Genomic DNA, 19,463 nt, shown 5'->3' with positions numbered 1-19,463 from the left:
AGGAAAGGAGTGCTGTTGACAGGCAGCTTCTTCCACGGGTTAGGATCACCGGCATGATTCTTGTCTACCGCTACCGGGTGAAGTCGCTCAACGGACTGCTCAACAAGCAGAGCCGTGCGGTGAACTACGTCTGGAACTTCTGCAATGACACGCAGAAGCACGCGCTCAAGTGGAGCAAGAAGTGGCCGACGGGATTCGATCTGAACGTGCTGACGACCGGCAGCAGCAAGGCGCTCGGCATCCACTCCGGCACGATCAACGCGACGTGCGAGCAATACGCGAAGTCGCGCAGTCAGCACCGTCGGCCCTACCTGCGCTATCGCGGCAGGAAATCGCTGGGCTGGGTGCCGCTGAAGGGGCGTGACCTGAAGCGCGAAGGCGATGCGTTTCGTTTTGCCGGCAACACGTTTCGGGTATTCCACAGCCGGGCGCTTCCCGAAGGCAAGATCAAGGATGGGACCAACTTTGCGCAGGATGCACGCGGCAATTGGTTTCTCAACATCGTGATCGAGATGCCCGATGTGCAGGCCCGCCCGGTCCGTTCCGGTGTTGGCATCGATCTCGGCCTGAAAGACTTCGCCACACTTTCGACCGGCGAGAAGCTGCCCAATGACCGATTCGGCCGACGTGCGGCGGAAAAGCTGGCGAAAGCTCAACGGGCGCGAAAGCACAAGCGACATATCGCGAAGTTGCACGCCAAGGTCGCGAATGCCCGTGCCGATTTCCAGCACAAGCTCGCGCTCGATCTGGTGCGGCGTTTCGATTACATCGCGGTCGGCAACGTGTCGGCCGCGAAGCTCGCCAGAACCAGGATGGCGAAGAGCGTCTACGACGCATCCTGGTCGTCCTTCCGAAGCAAGCTCCGTTACAAAGCGATCGCGCACGGAGCCACGTTTGAGGAAGTCGACGAAAGCGGTTCCACCCAGTCCTGTTCGGCGTGCGGATCGAAAGACAGCACGACGCGGCCGAAAGGTATCGCGGGACTGCGAATGAGAGAGTGGGCCTGTAGTGAATGTGGTGTCGAGCATGATCGAGATACCAACGCTGCGCTGAACATTCTCCGATGCGGACGTGCATCGCCAGGTGTGGGAATCACCTACCTTTAGGCGGGTGAGGACGTCAAGATGCGTGCTCGAGTTCAGCGACGCTTCGATCCCCGTCGTTCATGTGTCGAAGCGTGTTGCGAAGGGGGCTGCACGGCCCGGGCAGATGGCGTCTTCACGAACAGGTGGAGCGAACGATCGTATGCGGAATGCGGCGATCTTCCGGTGCAGCCCGAATCCGGGTTCGTCCACGGAGAAGGACGCGTCCATGCTAGCGGAGCGCACCTGGCGGCGGTATGGCCGTCGTGGGCGATTCAATGTTTCCCGTCGGACACCAATCGGGTGCCGTGACGCAGGACCGTGACGTGCCACCTGGCTGCGGGCCGCGCGTCAGCGGCCGAGGCAGGCGCGCAGCGCTGTTGCGTGACGTTGCGCTTCGTCTGCATCGGTGATGTTCGCGAACCCGATGACGAGGCCGCGCGGCGTGAGCGGCGTGTGGCTATTTGTATACCAGATCGACAGCGGCACGACCGCGAGCCCGGCCTCGCGCGCGCGTGCGGCGACGGCGACGTCGTCGACCGGCCCGTCGGGCCCGTCGGTGAATCGCACCGCGAACTGGATGCCGCCCACCGGCAATTCGACGATCAGCCGCTCGCCGAACGCCTGACGCAATGCATGCACGATCAGCATGCGGCGCTCGCCGTACAACGCGCGCATGCGCTTCAGATGCCGGGCAAAGTGCCCCTGTTCGATGAAATCGGCCAGTGCCGCCTGCAGCAGCGGCGGCGAACCGGCATTCATGCTGCACGCCACGCGTTCGACGCGCTCCACGGCGCGCTCCGGCACGACCGCGTAGGCAAGCCGCAAACCGGGATACATCGCCTTGCTGAAGGTACTGCAATAGATCACGCGATCGCGCCGGTCGAGACTCTTCAACGCGGGCAGCGGGCGGCCGAGGTAGCGAAACTCGCTGTCGTAGTCGTCCTCGACGATCCACCCCGACATTTTTTCGGCCCAGTCGAGCAGCGCGATGCGGCGGGACAGCGACAGCGTATGCCCGAGCGGGCTCTGATGGGACGGCGTCACCAGCGCGAAGCGTGCCTGCGCGTCCAGCTGCATGCCGCGCTCGACGTCGATCCCGTCGGCGTCCACCGGCACGGGGACGAGTTGTATGCCGGTCTCGGACAGGAACCCGCGCGCGAGCAGATAGCCGGGATCCTCGAACCACACGCGCTCGTCCGCGCGTGCGAGGCTGCGCAGCACGAGTTCCAGCGTCGCGCGGTAGCCGCCGGTGACGAACACCTGTTCCGGCACGCAGGTGACGCCGCGCGACAGCGTCAGATAGGTCGCGATGTGTTCACGCAGCGGCCGGTAACCGGCCGGATTCGGGTAGGCCAGCAGTGCGCGTTCGCTGCTGCGCGCGCGCTGCGACACGAGCCGGTGCCAGACCTTGCGCGGAAACGCGTCGAGCGCGGGGAGCCCCGGTTGCAGCGGGCGCGGCTCGCCGCTCAGCGCGACGGCGATCGGCTGCGCTCGCCGTGGCGGCGGATTGACGTCCGGTGCGAGCGACGCATGTTGCAGGTCGGCGCGCGCGGGCGGCGGCTGCGTCAGCGAGGCCGGCAGCGACGGCGCGACGAACGTGCCCGCCGCGCCGCGCATTTGCAGATAGCCCTCGTCGACCAGGATCGTGTACGCCTGTTCGACCGTGCCGCGCGCGGTGTTCAGTTGCGTCGCCAGGCCGCGCAGCGCGGGCACGCGATCGCCGGGACGCAGATGACCGGCGGCGATCGCGGCCTTGAACCGCTCGCAAATCTGCAGATAGACGGGCAACTGGTGGTGCCGGTCGATTTCGATGGCAAGCGGGGGTGTCGGCGCAGACATCACGGTCTCTCGGGTAGCGTGAACAGGACAGGAACAGACGCGGTATGGACCAGTCCGATCGACGATTCTTGGCACTTATGAGATAGGACATGATTCTTCCACAATTGCGGCACGTGATGCGAGGTTACGGCCGCCTTTCAGCGGATCCGACGCCGTCGCGTACCTCTAGCAGTCCAATGCAATCCATTCGTCAGGAGATTTTGCGATGAAGATCGTTGTCATCGGTGGTTCGGGCCTGATCGGCTCGCGTGTCGTCACGCTGCTCGGCGAAGCCGGCCACCAGGTGCTGGCCGCGTCGCCGAGTACCGGCGTCAATATCATCACGGGCGAAGGCCTGGCCGACGCGTTGACGGGCGCGGACGTCGTCGTGGACGTGGCGAATGCGCCGTCGTGGGAGCCGCAGGCGGTGCTGGACTTCTTCCGCACGTCGGCACGCAATGTCGGCAAGGCGGAAGTGGCTGCAGGCGTGCGCCATCACGTCGCGCTGTCGATCGTCGGCTGCGACCGCATGCCGGAGAACGGCTATTTCGCGGCGAAGGTCGCGCAGGAACAGGCGATCGAAGCGGCGGGCGTTCCGTACACCATCGTTCGCGCGACGCAATTCATGGAATTCATCGGCGGCATCGCGGATGCCGGCGCGGAAGACGGCACGGTCCGCATCGGCGACGGGCTGTTTCAGCCGATCGCCGCGGAAGACGTGTCGGCATTCGTCGCACAGACCGCGCTCGCCGCGCCGCAGAACGGCACGATCGAGATCGCGGGCCCGGATCGCGCGCCGTTCGCGGAGATCGTCGCACGCTATCTGAAGTCGGTCGGCGACACGCGTGCGGTGGTGACCGATCGCGACGCCCGCTACTACGGCGGCCGCGTCGAGGAAAAATCGCTGGTGCCGCTCGGGGCCGCTCGGCTCGGCCGCATCGGTCTCGAGCCGTGGCTCGCCGCGCGCTGAGTCGCGTTCGCACACGCGGCGGTTCGCCGACACTCGCCGGCGGCGGGCAACCGGAATGATCGGCATCTCTTGGGGGCAGCGGAAATGAACCATTCGGAACCATCGGAGCACGGCGTGCGTCGCGACCTGACCGGTCGCGCCGATGCGCTGTCCGCGAGCTTTGGTGCCAGCTATGCAGGCATCCTCGCCTTCGTTGCCGTGGCGAGCGAGGGGAGCTTCACCAAGGCCGCCGAACGGCTCGGCGTCGGACGGCCGGCCGTGAGCCGGAACGTGCAGAAGCTGGAGGCGCAGTTGAGCACGCGGCTGTTCCAGCGCACCACCCGCACGACCGAACTGACGTGCGAAGGCCGGCGATTCTACGAGAACTGCCATCAGGGCGTGGCACAGATCGTGGAAGCCATGAACGACATGCTGGAGTTGCGGCAGGGGCCGCCGCGCGGCCTCATCCGCATCAGCTCGGCCGTGGGGTTCGGCAGGAAGATCGTCGCGCCGCTGCTGGAAAAATTCGCGCAGGCGTACCCGGACATCATCATCGATCTGCTGCTCGACGACCGGCCGATCGACCTGGTGTCGGAGCGGATCGACGTGTCGTTCCGCAACGGGCGCATCGAGGATTCGAGCATCATCGCCCGGCAACTGATTCCGATGCAGATGGCGCTCTGCGCGGCGCCGTCGTACGTCGCGCGGCATGGCCTCCCGCAGCGCATCGAAGATCTCGACCGGCATGAATGCATCAATTTCCGCTTCGCGAGCGGTCGCGTGTTCGAATGGGAGTTCAATGTCGACGGTCGCATGCAAAAGTACCTGCCGACGTCGCGCCTCACGTTCAACGACGCGGATCTGGTGTTGCGCTCGGTGCTGAACGGAGCGGGCATCGCGCAGATGGCGGGCTATCAGATTCGCGACCATCTCGCGTCGAAGGAGCTCGTCGTCGCACTGGCGAAGCATGTGCCGGAGGATCGCGGCCACTACATCTGCTATCTGAGCCGGCAGCATCTGCCGACGCGCATCCGGATCTTCGTCGACTTCATGACCGAGCAGATTCGCGCGCTCGATCTCAATTGCATGACCCGGTTCAATCCTGACATGCAGGCGGTTCCGTCCGCGGGGCTGGCGGCTTGAAGCATGCGTGACGGACGGGCGGCCGTCCAATCGCATTGCAGTGCGGGAAGCCGGGCGTGCGTTGCTCGTTTCGGATGCTCCGGGGCTGGATCGGATAGCCTTGCCGGCATGGGCTCACGTCACGGGCGCGATTTAAACTTAAACGAATTGTGACCCCTGCCGCCGGCAAAATTTTGCACAATGGCGACAGCGCGGCGTTGTTGCCGCCATTCGCCTTCCCCGGCAGGCCGGCCTGCCGGCCCGGAGAGGGCGCCGGAAAGAACCTTCGCACCAACCGTGAGCCCCCGACCGACGTGCCGCCGCCGACCGCCATGGACCACCCCAAACGCATCCTCATCGTCGAAGACGACGCCGACATCGCCGACGTGCTGAGCCTGCACCTGCGCGACGAGCGCTACGAAGTCGTGCACAGCGCGGACGGGACGGAAGGCCTGCGCCTGCTCGAACAGGGCAACTGGGACGCGCTGATCCTCGACCTGATGCTGCCCGGCGTCGACGGCCTGGAAATCTGCCGGCGCGCCCGCGCGATGGCGCGCTACACGCCGATCATCATCACCAGCGCGCGCTCGAGCGAGGTCCACCGGATCCTCGGCCTCGAGCTCGGCGCCGACGACTATCTGGCGAAACCGTTCTCGGTGCTGGAACTCGTCGCGCGGGTCAAGGCGCTGCTGCGGCGCGTCGACGCGCTCGCGCGCGATTCGCGGATCGACGCGGGCACGCTCGACGTAGCTGGGCTGTCGATCGACCCGATCGCGCGGGAAGCGAGCGTCGACGGCACGCGCATCGACCTCACGCCGCGCGAATTCGACCTGCTGTATTTCTTCGCGCGGCACCCGGGCAAGGTGTTCTCGCGGATGGACCTGCTGAACGCGGTGTGGGGCTACCAGCACGAAGGCTACGAACACACGGTGAACACCCACATCAACCGGCTGCGCGCGAAGGTCGAGGCCGATCCGGCCGAGCCCGTGCGGATCCTCACCGTGTGGGGACGCGGCTACAAGCTCGCCGCGCCGGACCAGTGAGACGCATGATGAAACTGACCCTCACCCAGCGGCTGTCGTGCGTGTTCGCGGTGCTGCTGCTCGCGTGCTCGGGCGCGTCGGCCTGGCTGCAGATCCGTGCGAACGACATGCGCGAGAAGGAAGTGGTGCAGGGCCTGTCGCGCGATCTCGCCGCGCACATCGCGAGCAGTACGCCGCTGATGGACGCGAACGGGCTGCGCCCGGACGCCGTGCGCACGCTGTTCGGCCAGCTGATGGGCGTGAACCCGAGCGTCGAGGTGTACCTGCTCGACAACGCGGGGCGCATCGAAGGCGACGACGCGCCGCCGGGCCACGTGAAGCGCGACCGCGTCGATCTCGCGCCGGTGCAGCGCTTCATCGCGGGCGACCCGCTGCCGATCCTCGGCGACGACCCGCGCAGCCCCGACGCGCGCAAGGTGTTCAGCGCCGCGCCGCTGCAGCGCGCGGGACAGCCGCCGTCCGGCTACATCTACGTGGTGCTGCTCGGCGAAGCGCACGACCGGCTGGTCGCGCGCGTCGACGCCGGCAACGTGCTGCGCACGACGCTGTGGTTGATGGCGGTCGTCGCGCTGCTCGGCCTGCTCGCCGGCCTGACCGCGTTCAGCTTCATCACGCGCCCGCTGCGCCGGCTGACCGACGCGATGCGCCGCTTCGACGCGAACGGCGCGCCCGACACGCAGCCGGCGGTGCCGCGCTCGCCGCCGGGGCGGCGCGGCGACGACATCGCGGTGCTCGAATCCGCGTTCGCGCAGATGGCCGACCGGATCGGCGAACAGTGGCGCGCGCTGACGCGCCAGGACCAGCAACGGCGCGAACTGATCACGAACATCTCGCACGACCTGCGCACGCCGCTGACGTCGCTGCACGGCTATCTGGAGACGCTGTCGCTGAAGTCCGACACGCTCGCAGAGACCGAGCGCCGCCGCTACCTGTCGATCGCGCTCGCGCAGAGCACGAAGGTCGGCCGGCTCGCGCAGGCGCTGTTCGAACTCGCGCGGCTCGAATCGGGCGGCGTCCAGGCCGAGCGTGAGCCGTTCTCGCTCGTCGATCTCGTGCAGGACGTGTTCCAGAAGTTCGAGCTGGCCGCGCAGTCGCGCGGCATCGCGCTGCATGCGCGGATCCCGCCGCGCGTGCCGGTCGTCTCGGCCGATCTCGGGATGATCGAGCGCGTGCTGACCAACCTGCTCGACAACGCATTGCGGCACACGCCGCAGCACGGCGAAGTCGAAGTGGCGCTGACGCCGCAGGACGATCGCGTGGTGGTGACCGTGTCGGATACCGGAGAAGGGATTCCGCAGGCGCGGCGCGAAGGATTGTTTCAACGGCCGCAGCGGCCGATGAGCGGCGGCGCGGCGACGAGCGGCGGGCTCGGGCTGCTGATCGTGCACCGGATGCTGGTGCTCAATGGAAGCGGGATCCGGCTCGTCGATCGGGACGGACGCGGCGCGGTGTTCGAGTTCGCGCTGCCGGTCGCGCATCCGGCGCCGGGCGAAACGCGTTGAAACCCGGCTGCGATCTGCCCGCGCGCTTACCGGCCGCGCTTGCGCCGGACGTCGCTCGGCGTCGTGCCGGTCCAGCGCTTGAACGCGTGGCGGAACCCGACCGCATCGCTGAAGCCGAGCGTCAGCGCGATGTCCTCGGTGCTGAGCGTCGTGGTGCTCAGGTAGTCGATCGCGAGCGCCTTGCGCACGCTCGTCAGCAGCTCGCTGTACGACGTGCCTTCGGCGTCGAGCTTGCGGCGCAGCGTACGCGACGTCATGCACAGCGTGTCGGCGATCGCGTCGATGTCCGGGAACTGCCCGGGCGTGCGCGTGAGTTCCTGGTACACGCGCCGCGTGATGCCGGCCTGGCTGCGCAGTTCGTCGAGCAGGCGCGCGCAGTGCGACGACACCTGCGCTGCGGTGATCGGGTTCGCGAGCTGCGGCGCGCGGGCGAGCCACGCGGCCGGGTAGCTCAACACATGGTGCGGCTGGTCGAACGCGATCGGGCATTCGAGCGCGTCGGCGAGCTGCGCCGCGTGCGCCGGCCGCGGCTGCGCGAACTGCGCGCGGGCCGGCACGCACCACGCACCCATCACGTCCTTGATGACCGTCACGTGCAGCGCGAACTGCATGTCGATCAGGAAGCGGTACAGCGGCAGGTCGGGCTCGGGCAGCGCGGCTTCGTGCGGATCCGGGAACAGCCACGACGCGGTGTCGCCCTGTTCGACCCAGCGGATCGCGAGCATCCCGTTCGCGAGCTGGTGATATTTGACGGCCGAATCGAACGCATGCGCGAGCGATTCCGAGCACAGCATCGCGTAGCCGTACATCCCGTAGCTCGACGCATGCAGCCGGCGGCCGACGCGCACGCCGAGATCGGTGCCGTCGTAGCGGTCGAGCGCATTGCGCGCGGCGCTCAGGAACTGCCGCGACGACGTGAGCGTGAACGGATCGGTGACGGCGTCCGGCGACAGGCCGGTGCCGTCCAGCACGGCGGACGGATCGACGCCGAGTTCCCGGGCGACGCCGACGAGCACGGCCAGCTTGGCCGGCGAGAAGCGCTTCTCGCGCGACACGTGGGCGGGCGGGGCGTCGGGCAGCGACGCGGAGCCGGTGGCCGTCGGTTTCAAGAGCGCACTGCGCGGCATGGCGGGTTCTACGTCCGATTCGATATCGTTCCGGTGCGCGATTCTGCGCCGGAACGCGTTGGGCCGCCATAGGGTTCACCCTGATGCACTGGCGTACGCACGGATGAATACGGCATGGCCGATGCACGAACGGAAGCGGCGGCAGGCGGGCCGCCGCACGCCCGCGTGTCCGTTTCGATCATCTTTTCGACCGCCCGGATCATTTTCAAAGCCGCGATGGCGGGCGATAGTCGCCGGTCAGGCGGCGGCTTTTGACCATACGGTGCGCGGGCCGCTGTGCGAACGGCGCTGCCCGGCGCCGTCCCCCGAGGAGCAGAACATGACGAAGAGACACTGGATCGGCTCGTATGGCTCGATCCCCGCCGAGATCGATGCCGATCGCCATCCTTCCGTAACCGCGCTGCTGGACGACGCCATGCGCCGCTTCGCGGCGCGCCCCGCGTTTCGCGCGTTCGGCCGCACGCTTACCTATGCCGACGTCGACCGCCTGTCGACCGCGCTGGCCGCGTACCTGCAGCAGGTCGCGGGCGTACGCAAGGGCGACCGCGTGGCCGTGATGCTGCCCAATGTGCTCGCCTTTCCGGTGGTGTTCGTCGCGCTCGCGCGGATCGGCGCGATCCAGGTCAACGTGAACCCGCTCTACACCGCGCACGAGCTCGAACATCAGCTCAACGATGCGGGCGTCGAAGTGGCCGTGGTGTGCGGCGGATCGATGGGCACGTTCGCCGACGTGGTCGGCAGGACGCGCATACGAACCGTGCTGAGCGTGGGCCGTGGTGATCTCGGCGTCGTCGATGCGCCGGCCGGCGCGTGCGACGCGCTGCCGCCGGGCTCGATCGCACTCGCGCATGCGCTTGCCGCGGGCGAGTCGCTCGCGGTCGAGCCGGTCGCGCTTGGCGGCGACGATCTGCTGCTGCTGCAGTACACGGGCGGCACGACCGGGCTGTCGAAGGGTGCCGCGCTGTCGCATCGCAACCTGGTCGCGAACATCGAGCAGTTCGGCGCGATCGTGCCGGATTCGCGGCGGCCGGGCGAGGAGGTCATCGTCACGGCGATCCCGCTGTATCACATCTTCGCGCTGACGGTGAACTTCCTGTCCTACTTCGCGATCGGCGCGGAGAACTGGCTCGTCGCGAATCCGCGCGACATGGACGGCTTCATCGACGTGCTGAAGGCTGCGCGGCCGACGGTGTTCGTCGGCGTCAACACGCTGTATGCGGGGCTCGTGGCCCAGCCGCGGCTGAACGAGGTCGACTGGTCGCGGCTGAAGCTGTCGGCTGGCGGCGGCGCGGCGGTAATCGACGTGATCTCCGCGCGCTGGAAGGCGGTCACGGGCAACTTCATTCGCGAAGGGTACGGGCTGTCGGAGACGTCGCCGGTGGTCACGTTCAACCCGCAGTCGATCGACGCGTTCACGGGCACGACTGGCTTGCCGCTGCCGTCGACCGACGTGAAGCTGCTGGACGACCAGGATCGCGAGGTGGCGATCGGCGAAGCGGGCGAGATCTGCGTGAAGGGGCCGCAGGTGATGGGCGGCTATTGGCGCAAGCCGGACGCGAACGCGGCCGCGTTTACCGCGGACGGCTACTTCCGTACCGGCGACATCGGCGTGTTCAACGCGGCCGGCTTCCTGAAGATCGTCGACCGCAAGAAGGACATGATCATCGTGTCGGGCTTCAACGTGTACCCGAACGAGGTGGAAGCGGTGGCGACCGCGTTGCCGGGCGTCGCCGAATGCGCGTGCATCGGCGTGCCGGACGAGCGCACCGGCGAGGCCGTCAAGCTGTTCGTGGTGCCCGCATCGGACGCTGCGCTGACCGACGCGCAGATCGTCGCGCATTGCCGCGCGAACCTCGCCGCGTACAAGGTGCCGAAGCTGATCCGCCTGATCGACCGGCTGCCGAAGTCGACGGTCGGCAAGATCCTGCGCCGGGAACTCAGCCGCGCGGATTGATGGCGCCGACGCGCCGCGGCCGACATGCGGGCCGGCGTACCGGCGTGCCGGCGTACCGGCGCAAGCCCCGAGAGTCCGGTCCGGGCCGCTCAAGTACAATGCGGGCGGTTCGACCGACGGGGACGCGATGACCGGTTCAGACTCACCTTCCGCCCAGCCCGGGCGTGCGCTGCCGTCGCCGAGCGCGACGGTGCCGATCTCGCTCGTCAACGGTTTTCTGGCGAGCGCGGGCGCGCAGCGCGACGTGGTCGAGCGCTACCTGCGCGGGGCCGGCATCCCGCTCGAGCTGCTCGGCGAGCCGCATGCGCGCGTGACGGAAGAGCAGTTCTCGACGCTGTACCGCACGCTCGCGATCGATCTCGACGACGAGATGCCGGGCATCTTCTCGCGCCCGTTGCGCGGCGGCACGCTGAAGTACCTGTGCCTGAGCCTGCTCGATGCGCGCAACCTCGAAACGGCGCTGCATCGTTTCGGCCAGTTCTTCCATATCCTGCTCGACGACTTCTTCGTCGAATCGAAACGCGACGGCCTGGTCGCGCAAGTGCTGCTGCGACCGAACCCGGCCATCGGCCCGATCGGCGCGCTCGGCCAGGAGCTGATGCTCAAGCTCGTGCACGGCGTGTGTTCCTGGTTGATCGGGCAGAAGATCCCGCTGCTGCGGATCGAGCTCGCGTGTCCGCGGCCGCGCCATGCGGTCGAACACCTGTACTTCTTCTCCGGCTCCGTGCAGTTCGACTGCGAACGCACGCTGATGCGCTTCAGTGCCGACTACCTCGACGCGCCGATCCGGCAGAGCAAGCGCAACCTGCGCAAGTTCCTCGCGCGCGCGCCGGGCGACTGGATTTTCGAATCGTTCAGCGAACAGCTCGTGTGCCATCGCGTGCGGCAATACCTGTCGGCGGCGCTGCCCGACCTGCCGGTGATCGACGAGGCGGCCGAGCATCTGCATTGCTCGGTGCGCACGCTGAGCCGCCATCTGGCCGCCGAAGGCACGACGTTCCAGGCGCTCAAGGACGAACTGCGGCGCGACATCGCGATCCAGCGGCTCACCGATACGCTCGACACGATCGCGGCGATCGGCGCCGACATCGGCTTCGACGATCCGAGCGCGTTTCATCGCGCATTCCGGCACTGGACGGGGAGTACGCCGGGGACTTACCGGCGGCGCGCGTAGCGCGGTTTTTTCAACCTCGCTCCCATAACCGGCATCCTTCGTGCGATCCCATGGATGGCTCCCGTTGGTGCGCGAATGATCGTGCGTGGGGGGGCGGCAGCCATTCGTCGACGCGCACGCCGCGGCCGACCAGCATGACCTACCGGCCCGCTGAAATCACGAAGCGGCTCCTCGCCGCAACTGTCCAGTTTCGATCAGCTGCTGAAAGAAGTCGTTCATCGACTCGGCGAGCGGGCGGTAGTGGATCCCGAGTTCGTTGCGGCTGCGGGCATTGTCGGCGCGCCACGGCAGTCCGACGTTGCGGGCGACGACGCGGCGCGTCACGCCCTTGTTCACCAGCGGGCCGATCGACCACACGAGCCATTTGGGCAGGATGCGTCGCGGGATCGGGTAGTCGGCGCCATACCGTTCGAGCAGCGTCGCCGCCATCGCCGGCAGGCTCGTGTTGTGACCCGACACGATGTAGCGGCCGTTCGCGTCCGGCAGGAACGCGGCCCGCAGGTGCGCGTCGGCGACATCGCGGACGTCGACCGCGCCCATGCCGAGATCCGGCACGCCCATTTTCATCGTGCCGTCGCCCATCTGCCGGACGATCTCGAAGCTCTCCGACGTCGCGTACGGATTGATGCCCGGCCCGATGACGAGCGACGGGTTGATGGTCACGAGACGCCAGCGCTGCTGCGCGCCGGCGATCTGCCATGCTTCGCGTTCGGCCACCGTCTTCGAATACGAATACGGCTGATGCGTCAGCGACGAACTGGTATTCCAGTTCGCCTCGGTGAACACGCCGCTCGGCACCGCGTCGATGTCGGCGTTGTCGCCGTAGATCGCGGCGCAGCTGCTGGTCAGCACGACGCGCCGGACCGACGGCGTGCGGTTCACCGTGTCGAGCACGTTGCGCGTGCCGAGCAGCGCCGGGTCTACCAGTTCTTTCTGGGGATCACGAACCGTGATGGTGAACGGCGACGCGGTATGGAACACGGTGCCGCAACCGGCCATCGCGTCCGCATACGAGCCCGGTTCGAGCAGGTCGGCGCGGAAATAGCGGATCGTGCCGGGCAGGCCGGCCGCGATGCGCTGCAGATACTTGAGCTTGTCGGGATCGTCGGGATTACGAACGGCCGCATGCACCGTCACGCCGGCTTCGAGCAACCGTTGCACGAGCCAGCCCGCGACGTAGCCGGTTGCGCCGGTCACCATCACCGGCAGGTCGGTATCGATATTCATCATCTTGGGTTCCGTAACGGACGATGTCGAACATGATGCCGCCTTGTCGCTGCCTGGGGAGGCGGCGCGGCGCGGGAGCGGCGGGCTGCCCGCTCCGCGCGCGAGGCCGCACTCAGGCTTTCAGTGCGCCGAAGATTTCAGTGAGCATCGACTTCGCATCCCCGAACAACATGCGGTTGTTGTCCTTGTAGAACAGCGGATTGTCGACGCCCGCATAGCCGGACGCCATGCTGCGCTTCATCACGATCGACGTCTTCGCCTTCCACACTTCCAGCACCGGCATGCCGGCGATCGGGCTCGACGGGTCGTCCTGCGCGGCCGGGTTCACGATGTCGTTCGCGCCGATCACCATCGACACGTCGGCCTCGGGGAAGTCGCCGTTGATCTCGTCCATTTCGAGCACGATGTCGTACGGCACCTTCGCTTCGGCCAGCAGCACGTTCATGTGGCCCGGCATGCGGCCCGCGACCGGGTGAATCGCGAAACGCACGTCCACACCCTTTTCGCGCAGCAGCTTCGTCAGTTCGAACACCGTGTGCTGGGCTTGCGCCACGGCCATCCCGTAGCCCGGCACGATGATCACGCGCTTCGCTTCGCGCAGCAGCTCGGCCGTTTCCATCGCGCTCACCGCGACCGCCTCGCCGGCCGGCTGCGCCGCGCCGCCGGCTGCCGCCGGTGCGCCCGCGCCGCTGCCGAAGCCGCCCGCGATCACGCTGATGAAGTTGCGGTTCATCGCGCGGCACATGATGTACGACAGGATCGCACCGGACGAGCCGACCAGCGCGCCGATCACGATCAGCAGGTCGTTGCCGAGCATGAAGCCGGTGGCTGCCGCGGCCCACCCCGAGTAGCTGTTGAGCATCGACACCACGACCGGCATGTCCGCGCCGCCGATCGCCATCACCATGTGTACGCCGAACAGCAGCGAGAACACCGTCATCACGACGAGCGGCAGCATGCCGTCCTGGATGGTTTCCGCATGCAGGAACGCGCGGCCGTAGTAGATCACGATCAGCAGCGCGGCCAGGTTCAGCCAGTGCCGTGCCGGCAGCAGCAGCGGCTTGCCGCCGATCTTGCCGGACAGCTTGCCGAACGCGATGATCGAGCCCGCGAAGGTGACCGCGCCGATCAGGATGCCGACGTAGATCTCCACTTCGTGGATCGCCTTCTCGGCGCCAGTGAGCTGCAGCGACGTGTCGATATAGCTCGCGAAACCGACCAGGCAGGCCGCGAGACCGACCAGGCTGTGCATCAGCGCGACCAGTTCCGGCATCTGCGTCATCTGCACCTTCTTCGCGGCATACAGGCCGACGGCGCCGCCGACGACCAGCGCGGCGATCACGTACGGAATGCCCGCAGCCGACACGCGCGGGCCGGCCACGGTGGCCAGCACGGCGATCAGCATGCCGATCATGCCGAGCAGGTTGCCGCGGCGCGCGGTCTCGGGATTGGCCAGCCCGCCGAGGCTGAGGATGAACAGGATCGCGGCGCCGATATAGGAGACGGTAGTCAGGTTGGAAGTCATTGTTGTCGTCCCCTTATTTGCGGAACATCGCCAGCATGCGACGCGTCACCGCGAAGCCGCCGAACATGTTGACGGCCGTGAGCGTCAGCGCGCCCACCGCGAGACCGAGGATCAGCCCGGACGGACGGTCGCCGGCATTGGCCAGCTCGCCCAGCGGCGGCGCGACCTGCACGAGCGCGCCGATCGCGATGATCGACGAGATCGCGTTGGTCACGCTCATCAGCGGCGTGTGCAGCGACGGCGTGACGTTCCAGATCACCATGTAGCCGACGAAGCACGCGAGCACGAACACCGTGAAGTGCGACAGGAAGCTGGCCGGCGCGAACTGGCCGACCAGCAGGAACGCCAGTGCGCCGAGCGCGAACACGATCGCGAGCGCCTTGGCCGACATCGGCTCGCCGCTGTGACCGTGGCCCTTGGACTTTGTCGGCGCGGCCGCGGCGGGTGCGGCCGCAGGCGGCTTGGGTGCGACGACCGCCTGCTTGATCGGCGGCGGCGGCCAGGTGATGTTGCCTTCCTTGATGACGGTGAGGCCGCGTATCGCGTCGTCGTCGAAGTCGACGTTGATCGTGCCGTCCTTGCCCTTGCACAGCTCCTCGATCACGCGCAGCAGGTTGGTGCCGTACAGCGTGGACGACTGCCGCGACAGGCGCGACGCGAGATCCGTATAGCCGACGATGGTCACGCCATGGCGCACGACTGCCTCGCCGGGCACCGTGAGTTCGCAGTTGCCGCCCTGTTCGGCGGCCATGTCGACGATCACGCTGCCGGGTTTCATCGACTGCACCATCTCGGCGGTGATCAGCTTCGGCGCCGGCTTGCCGGGGATCAGCGCGGTCGTGATGATGATGTCGGCGTCCTTGGCCTGCTGCGCATACATCGCGCGCTGCGCCTGCTGGAAGCCTTCGCTCATCACCTTCGCGTAACCGCCGCCGCCCGAGCCTTCCTCTTCGTAGTCGACCTTGACGAACTCGCCGCCCAGCGACTTGACCTGATCGGCCACCTCGGCGCGCGTGTCGTTCGCGCGCACGATCGCGCCGAGGCTCGCGGCCGTGCCGATCGCGGCGAGGCCCGCGACGCCGGCACCGGCGATGAAGACCTTGGCCGGCGGGACCTTGCCGGCCGCCGTGACCTGACCGTTCAGGAAGCGGCCGAACGCATGCGCGGCCTCGATCACCGCGCGGTAGCCGCTGATGCCGGCCATCGACGTGAGCGCGTCCATCTTCTGCGCGCGCGACAGCGTGCGCGGCAGCGAATCGATCGCCAGCACCGTCGCGCGTTTCGCGGCCAGCTGCTGCATCAGTTCGGGGTTCTGCGCGGGCCACACGAAGCCGATCAGCGTGCCGCCTTCGCGCATCAGCGCGACTTCGTCGGCACTCGGCGGGCGTACCTTGAGCACGATGTCGCTGCCGGACCAAAGCTCGGCCGCCGACGCGGCGATGCTCGCGCCGGCCGCGCGGTACGCATCGTCGTCAAAATTCGCGCCGGCGCCGGCGCCGCTTTGCACGGCCACCGAAAACCCCAGCTTGATCAGTTTCTCGACCACTTCGGGTACGGTCGCAACGCGCCGTTCGCCGGTGGCTGTCTCCAGAGGAATCCCAATCTGTAGTGTCATAGTGTGAAAGATGGGTGATGGCCATTGCATTGCGCGCGGGCCGGTGCGTCAAGGTACCAGAATCATGTGTGTGTTTAGTGGTTCGCGCGACGGCTTGCGTTTAAAAAAGAACGATCGTTCGATGTACGCGAATAGAGTATGCCTCATAACGACGGCGCTATCGAGGACGAGCGCGTCGAGCGCGTGTTCCGTTCTACTGTTGCGTTTTATCCACGCGGGAGCGATATCGCGTCGGCTGAACGGATGTTGACGGGGCGGGCTCGCTGCCGCTTTTTCGCGATGCGGCGGGGTTGCTCGAGCCGGCTTGCGCGCGGCGGCACGCGGTGTGTTTTCCCATAACCGGGTTCCTTTGCGTGTTCCCATGGCCGGCTCCCCTCGGCGGCCGCCTTCGCGTGAAATCGTTCACATCTTCGGCGGAGACGATCGGGCTGATCCCGAAACGCATGTGCGCCTTTCAATAGCGGCCTGAGGCGATCCCGACCGGTCGGTAGGCCAATGACTGGCTGCTGACCGCCGTCGGCGCCGTCGGCACGTCGCGTCGAACGCCGGATCAATTCAGCAGGCACCAGATCGCGAGGAACGGTGCGTCGCCGGAGCGCATCGCGTGCAACGCTCCCGGCGGGTTGTGGATGCCGCCGCCGATCCCGGGATCGAACCACGCGCCGTTTTGCTGCCGGAATTCACCGGCGGTCATCAGCACGTACGCTTCCTCCGGCGCATGACCATGATCCGGATATCTGACGCCCGGCATCATCAACGAGAAGCCGAGCTGGATGTCGTCGCGGCTCTCCGCGCCGCCGGGCCCGCAAATCATTCCGTTCACGTGGCCGTCGATATAGTTCGGACTACCGTCCTTTCCCGATGTGCGACGCGACCATCCCACGTCGGGCTCGAGCGACTTGATCAGCCGCGCGACGGTGGCGAACGTCGGTCCGACTCGTGCTACCGACTCGAGCGCCGGGTCGAGCCATTCGCATGCGGGGTATCGGACCGCGAGCCGTTTGCCGTCATCCGACGGAGTCTGCAGTCGTGCGAATACCTGCGGTGCGAACGCGCGCGCCGCCGGCGGAAGCTTGTCCGACCGAAACAGATCGGCGGCGATCCGGACGAAATCCGCGATGGGCTTCGGGCGTTCATTCATCTTCGTCGCTGCTCCCGGTCAAGTGGCCTGATCAGATGAAAGTCTACGCAGAAACGCGTGCGTCCGGACAGCGAAAAAGGGCGGGCGATTTGGCAGCGACCGCCATGCTGTGGGTTCTTCGTGGATTTCCGTGGAGGTCGCTTGGCAATCCATTTCGGCCAGATGAACCATGTTGATGACCGCATTTCGGATTCAAGCAGCCCGCTGCTCAGACCGCGATCATCGTATGACCCGCCTCTGTTCCTGAAACACGCGTCGCGATGCGATCGCGAGGAACCTGCGACGAATGGCAGCGTGGTTGATGCCTGTTTGACACGCAGTAGAAGCAGCGACAACGCGACGGATTCGGCCGGTGCTCACGTCGCGGTTCGCACAGCGTCGCCGGGCAAATCCGTCAGCGACCGCCCGTAACGCTGACCTTGGCCTTGCCACCCTTCGGGACGGGATGACGATGGCCAAGGAGTTCGACCAGCCGTGTCTCGCATTCGGAAAACGCGTACCCGCGCCGCTGGGAGATCATGAACGTGAGGGCGCGCATGTGCCACGCGCGCCGTTGGAGTTCGACGAGCGATCCCTTCGCGAGGTCTTCCTCGACCAGATGGCGCGGCATGTGCCCCCAGCACAAGCCTCCCCTGAGCAGATCGTGCTTCGCGCCGAGATCGTTCACCCACCACTGGCGTTCACCGGCGACCCCCTGTTGGGTCTTTTCCGCATCGGGCTGATTGTCCGTGACGACGAGCTGGATGTGCCGGCCAAATTCCTCCCGCGGAATCGGCCCCTTGATTGCCGCGAGCGGATGCGATGGCGCACAGACGGTCACCATTTGCGCGTCGCATAAATGGTGCCGCTCGATGGAGTCTTGGCTCAGCTCGGGCACATCCGTGATCGTTACCGCCAATGCGCACGTGCCGTCGAGAACCAGGCGCTCGCCGCCCTGCATGGTCGTCATGCGCAGATTGATCGCGACCGTAGGAAAGTCCGCTTGCAGGGTGCGCAGGGATTCGATCAGGTGCGTACGCGGAAAATAGGTATCCACGGCGACCGAGACCTGCGGAACACCGGCTTCGGCAATCGCGACCGCGCGCATCTTCATTTCCTCGGTGCGCGCAATCACCCCGCGCGCATCGGGCAGAAGGCTGCGGCCTGCGGCGGTGAGCGTCGCCTTGCGCGTGTTTCGCTCGAACAGCATCACGTCGAACGCATTCTCGAGCGCGTTGATCGCGTGACTGATCGCCGACTGCGCACGCCGCAGTTCCCTTGCCGCCCCGGAAAAGCTTCCCTGGTCACACACGGCGACGAACGCCCGCAGTTGATTGATGGTGACGTTGTCCAGCATATCTATCTAGAAAGTAGATGGTATTTATAGATATTCAGTCAATTGGCTTCATGAATCAAGAGCCCCAGAATCGGGTTTGTCGCTTTTGTTTCGAAGGGTGCATGACATGAACAGACTGAATGGAAAGACCGCCGTGATCACCGGTGGCGCTACCGGCATCGGCCGCGCCGCGGCACGACGCTTCATTGAAGAGGGCGCCTTCGTCTTCATCTTCGGCCGCCGGCAGGAAGCGCTCGACGCTGCGGTGGCCGAGCTTGGGCCCCATGCCCGTGCGGTGAAGGGCTCGGTGTGCGATCCGACCGACCTCGACCGGCTCTACGCGGCGGTCAAGGCGGAGCGCGGAACCCTCGACATCGTCTTCGCCAACGCCGGGGCGGGAAGCCCGCTGCCGCTCGGCCAGATCACCGCCGAGCACATTGACGACACCTTCGACACCAATGTGAAGGGGACGATCTTTACGGTCCAGAAGGCGCTGCCGCTGATGGGCGCGGGCGGTTCGATCATCTTGACCGGATCGAGCGCCGGCACCACGGGAGCGCCGGGGTTCACGGCCTACAGCGCGAGCAAGGCAGCGGTGCGCAACCTCGCGCGGACGTGGGCGGAGGACCTGAAGGGCACCGGCATCCGCGTAAACGTACTGTCGCCCGGGGCGACCGCCACCGAACTCGCCAAGGAGGCGCTGGGCGAAGAGGGGCAGAAGGCCTACGGAGCGATGACGCCGCTGCAGCGTATGGCCGATCCGGCCGAGATCGGCGCGGTGGCGGCCTTTCTTGCGTCGTCGGACAGCAGCTTCATGACCGCCAGCGAGGTTGCCGTTGACGGTGGCCTGGCACAACTCTGAGGAG

General features: G+C 66.8%; 16 protein-coding genes. 9 read left to right on the top strand and 7 right to left on the bottom strand.

Features of this window, described 5'->3' with window-relative positions:
- Positions 1-53: 53 nt before the first annotated feature.
- Complete coding sequence (locus ACP26O_RS30395; protein ID WP_426284749.1) at positions 54-1,106, top strand: RNA-guided endonuclease InsQ/TnpB family protein; 1,053 nt, start codon at positions 54-56, stop codon at positions 1,104-1,106.
- Between the two features lie 327 nt (positions 1,107-1,433).
- Here the strand turns inward: ACP26O_RS30395 and ACP26O_RS30390 are convergent, their stop codons facing one another.
- Entirely contained in the window at positions 1,434-2,924 is a 1,491-nt protein-coding gene (locus ACP26O_RS30390; RefSeq protein ID WP_175664584.1) for a PLP-dependent aminotransferase family protein, read from the bottom strand.
- 205 nt (positions 2,925-3,129) lie between these two features.
- Between ACP26O_RS30390 and ACP26O_RS30385 the strand changes: the two genes are divergently transcribed.
- The 4 genes from ACP26O_RS30385 to ACP26O_RS30370 all read left to right on the top strand — a co-directional run bounded on the left by ACP26O_RS30385 (position 3,130) and on the right by ACP26O_RS30370 (position 7,519).
- Complete coding sequence (locus ACP26O_RS30385; protein WP_175664585.1) at positions 3,130-3,873, top strand: SDR family oxidoreductase; 744 nt, start codon at positions 3,130-3,132, stop codon at positions 3,871-3,873.
- 84 nt (positions 3,874-3,957) lie between these two features.
- Positions 3,958-4,995, top strand: a complete 1,038-nt coding sequence (locus ACP26O_RS30380) for a LysR family transcriptional regulator (RefSeq protein ID WP_011660684.1) — start codon at positions 3,958-3,960, stop codon at positions 4,993-4,995.
- Positions 4,996-5,306: 311 nt separating this feature from the next.
- Positions 5,307-6,017 carry a response regulator transcription factor gene (locus ACP26O_RS30375; RefSeq protein ID WP_175661091.1) on the top strand — a complete coding sequence of 237 codons (711 nt, stop codon included), beginning with the start codon at positions 5,307-5,309 and terminating at the stop codon, positions 6,015-6,017.
- An 8-nt stretch (positions 6,018-6,025) separates the two neighbouring features.
- A complete protein-coding gene (locus ACP26O_RS30370; protein ID WP_175664783.1) occupies positions 6,026-7,519 on the top strand; it encodes a sensor histidine kinase in 1,494 nt (497 codons plus the stop codon).
- 26 nt (positions 7,520-7,545) lie between these two features.
- Here ACP26O_RS30370 and ACP26O_RS30365 read toward each other — a convergent pair whose 3' ends face one another.
- Positions 7,546-8,646, bottom strand: a complete 1,101-nt coding sequence (locus ACP26O_RS30365) for an AraC family transcriptional regulator (RefSeq protein ID WP_175664586.1) — start codon at positions 8,644-8,646, stop codon at positions 7,546-7,548.
- A gap of 114 nt (positions 8,647-8,760) precedes the next feature.
- Here ACP26O_RS30365 and ACP26O_RS30360 point away from each other — a divergent pair, with 114 nt between their 5' ends.
- The 3 genes from ACP26O_RS30360 (at position 8,761) to ACP26O_RS30350 (ending at position 11,774) form a co-directional block, all read left to right on the top strand.
- Complete coding sequence (locus ACP26O_RS30360; protein WP_175664587.1) at positions 8,761-8,901, top strand: hypothetical protein; 141 nt, start codon at positions 8,761-8,763, stop codon at positions 8,899-8,901.
- A gap of 64 nt (positions 8,902-8,965) precedes the next feature.
- On the top strand, positions 8,966-10,600 hold the full coding sequence (locus ACP26O_RS30355) for an AMP-binding protein (RefSeq protein WP_175664588.1): 1,635 nt from the start codon (positions 8,966-8,968) through the stop codon (positions 10,598-10,600).
- Positions 10,601-10,727: 127 nt separating this feature from the next.
- Entirely contained in the window at positions 10,728-11,774 is a 1,047-nt protein-coding gene (locus ACP26O_RS30350) for an AraC family transcriptional regulator (RefSeq protein ID WP_011660679.1), read from the top strand.
- 156 nt (positions 11,775-11,930) lie between these two features.
- Here the strand turns inward: ACP26O_RS30350 and ACP26O_RS30345 are convergent, their stop codons facing one another.
- The 5 genes from ACP26O_RS30345 to ACP26O_RS30325 all read right to left on the bottom strand — a co-directional run bounded on the left by ACP26O_RS30345 (position 11,931) and on the right by ACP26O_RS30325 (position 18,618).
- Entirely contained in the window at positions 11,931-13,004 is a 1,074-nt protein-coding gene (locus ACP26O_RS30345) for an NAD-dependent epimerase/dehydratase family protein (RefSeq protein WP_244099010.1), read from the bottom strand.
- 109 nt (positions 13,005-13,113) lie between these two features.
- Positions 13,114-14,526, bottom strand: a complete 1,413-nt coding sequence (pntB, locus tag ACP26O_RS30340) for a Re/Si-specific NAD(P)(+) transhydrogenase subunit beta (RefSeq protein ID WP_166722394.1) — start codon at positions 14,524-14,526, stop codon at positions 13,114-13,116.
- A 13-nt stretch (positions 14,527-14,539) separates the two neighbouring features.
- Positions 14,540-16,141: a Re/Si-specific NAD(P)(+) transhydrogenase subunit alpha gene (locus ACP26O_RS30335; RefSeq protein WP_175664589.1), complete on the bottom strand. Its 1,602-nt coding sequence runs from the start codon at positions 16,139-16,141 to the stop codon at positions 14,540-14,542.
- Positions 16,142-16,691: 550 nt separating this feature from the next.
- Positions 16,692-17,282 (bottom strand): dimethylsulfoniopropionate lyase, encoded by a 591-nt coding sequence (locus ACP26O_RS30330; protein ID WP_175664590.1) that lies wholly within the window; start codon positions 17,280-17,282, stop codon positions 16,692-16,694.
- A gap of 394 nt (positions 17,283-17,676) precedes the next feature.
- The gene (locus ACP26O_RS30325) at positions 17,677-18,618 is read right to left on the bottom strand and encodes a LysR family transcriptional regulator (protein ID WP_175664591.1); all 942 of its coding nucleotides are present in this window, start codon (positions 18,616-18,618) and stop codon (positions 17,677-17,679) included.
- A 106-nt stretch (positions 18,619-18,724) separates the two neighbouring features.
- Between ACP26O_RS30325 and ACP26O_RS30320 the strand changes: the two genes are divergently transcribed.
- On the top strand, positions 18,725-19,459 hold the full coding sequence (locus ACP26O_RS30320; RefSeq protein ID WP_175664592.1) for an SDR family NAD(P)-dependent oxidoreductase: 735 nt from the start codon (positions 18,725-18,727) through the stop codon (positions 19,457-19,459).
- Positions 19,460-19,463 lie beyond the last annotated feature (4 nt).

The sequence above is a fragment of the Burkholderia sp. R-40 genome (assembly GCF_049942845.1).
Taxonomy (GTDB): Bacteria; Pseudomonadota; Gammaproteobacteria; order Burkholderiales; family Burkholderiaceae; genus Burkholderia; species Burkholderia ambifaria.
This window is presented reverse-complemented; position numbering and strand designations above follow the sequence as displayed.